The sequence below is a fragment of the Crenobacter oryzisoli genome, assembly GCF_030385785.1.
GTDB classification, from domain to species: domain Bacteria; phylum Pseudomonadota; class Gammaproteobacteria; order Burkholderiales; family Chromobacteriaceae; genus Crenobacter_A; species Crenobacter_A oryzisoli.
In genome coordinates, this window is record NZ_JAUEDK010000106.1 from 1 (window position 1) to 2289 (window position 2289).

The following is a 2289-nucleotide window of genomic DNA, read 5'->3' on the forward strand; positions in this document are numbered from 1 at the left end:
ACTGGGAAGCGCGGGCCATCGAAACGGTGTCTCGGCATGGGCGCCGGCGCATCTTGTTGACCTCCTTGCTGGATACCAAGGCGTGGCCGGCCAAGGAGATCGCGGCGCAATACCAGGAACGCTGGCACATCGAGACCAGCTACCGCGAGCTGAAGCAGGACATGTTGGGGGACGAATTGACGTTACGCAGTGGCACTCCGGAGACCGTCCGACAGGAAGTGTGGGGGACGCTCTTGGCCTACAACCTGGTCCGACTGGAGATGGCTGAGATCGCGCGGGAAGTGGGGGTTGCGCCGACCGATCTTAGCTTTACGACAGCGCTGCATTATTTGCGCTATGAGTGGAGCTGGCTGGCGATCAGCAGCCCCGGCACCTTGCCGGCGCGCTTGCTGCGTCTGCGGGAACGCCTCGGGGAGTTGTTGCTACCGAAACAACGGCGGGGGCGTGAATGCCCCCGCGTGGTGAAAAAGCTGCCGTCCCGTTACCCAATCAAACAGGTTCGATCCGCTAAGTGAACGGCATTACCGCATCCGCGGGGCTTTGTCATGGCTGTTCCAGCTCGGGAGGCGGCATCATGCCGCGCTTGCGGTATTCGGCCGCCATGTGGGCCTTCAGGCAGCCGGGGCAAAGACAGTCGCTGCCGTCGATGCTGAGCGGCAACACCTGCGGCAGCTCGTTGCACCAGCATCCACCGTCCACCGCGCCGCAGCCGAATGCGGCACCACAGCGCTCGCAGCGCTTCTCGCGCACCACCTGCACCGGCAAGGTCATCAGCCGCGCCCACACCGCGCGCTTCTCGGCGTTGCTGTAGCGCGACCAGCCGGCGATCTCGGCCAAGGTGCGCTGGCAGCCGGTGCAGTGCGTCCCGCTCACGTCGAGCTGGCACTGCTGGCGGCACGGCGAGGCGACGTCGGGTTCGCGGGGAGTGGCGTGATCGGTCATGGCGGGAAGACTGGGGAAAACGCGGCCGACTGTAGCACGAGCACCCATGTCCCGCGACCCGCCACTGCCGGGCGGCGGTACCCTGCCGACCAGCCATTCCCGCTTGCCCTTCTTAGCCTCGCTGTGCCACATTGTTGAACATAATTAACAGTTCAGCGGCAGCCGTCACAGAGGAGAGACCATGAAGCATGCCAGCGATATCGTGCTGTTCCACCGTCACCAGCCGACCGTCCACGATGAATTCACTACCGCGCCGGAGAAGCGGCTGTCCGGCGAGGGGGTGCAGACTGTCGATAATTTTTACAGCGACGAGACCAGTCAGTTCCACGCCGGGCTGTGGTCGGGCGGCATCGGTGCGTGGACGGTGCGCTATACCGAGCATGAGTTCTGCACATTGCTGGAGGGGCGGGTGCGGGTGACCGACCGGGATGGCCAGAGCGTCGAACTGAAGGCGGGCGACCATTTCGTGATTCCGGCGGGGTTCGAGGGGGTGTGGGAGGTGTTGGAGCCGGCGAAGAAGACGTATGCGATTTTTGAGGCGAGTCGCTGAGGGCTGTGACTCTTCATAGCAGCGAACAAGGCCGGACTCGCAGATGCTGGGTTCGGCCTTGTTGTTTTTGAGCTTTAGTAACAGTTACTCAAAAAGGCATTTCACACCACGTAACACTACGCTTTCGCCAAGAATTTCTATGTGGCAATATTTACCTAGCAACGGTTCCTGTTACTCGAAAAATTAAGAGAACTGTTTATATAGTCTTATTTCAATCAACGTAAGTCTAATTTACGTAAAACGGATCAATTAAATGAGTATCGAATTTCTAAAAACAACCTTCGAAAAAGTTAGTTACTTACAAAATTTATTGATTGCACACGCCACGGGAAAACCCGCAGACCAAAATGAATATGAACAACTACGAAACGAACTATTAAATAACTCAGAAATCGTAAGCTTTCTCCCCTCGTGGTTGAAATTACATAGAAATCTCGAGTCACTCTGGGGGTTCATTCAACCAAAGTTCAAGACCTACGCTGAGCGCAGAGCTTTTCTGTCCCAAGAGTTTACACCCGCACTGGATTTATTAGAGTTTGGCAGCACAACCTCTAAAATGACTATTTCCACATCAAAAAAATCGGACATTCCAAACTTCATAGCCAGAAACAAAAGAAAGGTCGGCGGCCTCAATAACCAAGTGCAACAGGGTTAATGTTTCTCTGCTTGTCGCGATTCAATCACGGCATCCAGATGTTCGGCAAACACCTCGATCGGCATCTTGAATTTCAACACTGCACGTGGGCGTGTGTTCAGCCGGTGCGCGATAGCATCCAGCTCTTCCTGGCTGTGCACGG

General features: G+C 56.7%; 4 protein-coding genes and 1 pseudogene. 3 read left to right on the forward strand and 2 right to left on the reverse strand.

The window, feature by feature from the left end; translation table 11 throughout:
• Positions 1–515: transposase (locus tag QU481_RS23640; RefSeq protein WP_289829323.1), on the forward strand; the 515-nt coding region annotated here is incomplete at its 5' end.
• A gap of 28 nt (positions 516–543) precedes the next feature.
• On the opposite strand, the gene QU481_RS23645 is transcribed toward QU481_RS23640, so the two are convergent.
• Positions 544–942 carry a cysteine-rich CWC family protein gene (locus tag QU481_RS23645; protein WP_289832387.1) on the reverse strand — a complete coding sequence of 133 codons (399 nt, stop codon included), beginning with the start codon at positions 940–942 and terminating at the stop codon, positions 544–546.
• Between the two features lie 181 nt (positions 943–1123).
• Between QU481_RS23645 and QU481_RS23650 the strand changes: the two genes are divergently transcribed.
• Entirely contained in the window at positions 1124–1492 is a 369-nt protein-coding gene (locus tag QU481_RS23650) for a cupin domain-containing protein (protein WP_289832388.1), read from the forward strand.
• A 253-nt stretch (positions 1493–1745) separates the two neighbouring features.
• Entirely contained in the window at positions 1746–2147 is a 402-nt protein-coding gene (locus tag QU481_RS23655) for a hypothetical protein (protein ID WP_289832389.1), read from the forward strand.
• Here the strand turns inward: QU481_RS23655 and QU481_RS23660 are convergent.
• A pseudogene (locus QU481_RS23660) lies at positions 2144–2289 on the reverse strand (IS30 family transposase); the annotation flags it as partial. The gene QU481_RS23655 and the pseudogene QU481_RS23660 overlap by 4 nt on opposite strands.

What these genes read in the sequence shown, in the direction of transcription:
- QU481_RS23645 (WP_289832387.1), bottom strand. Translation starts at nt 942, where the DNA reads ATGACCGATCACGCCACTCCCCGCGAACCCGACGTCGCCTCGCCGTGC.
- QU481_RS23655 (WP_289832389.1), top strand. Translation starts at nt 1,746, where the DNA reads ATGAGTATCGAATTTCTAAAAACAACCTTCGAAAAAGTTAGTTACTTA.
- QU481_RS23650 (WP_289832388.1), top strand. Translation starts at nt 1,124, where the DNA reads ATGAAGCATGCCAGCGATATCGTGCTGTTCCACCGTCACCAGCCGACC.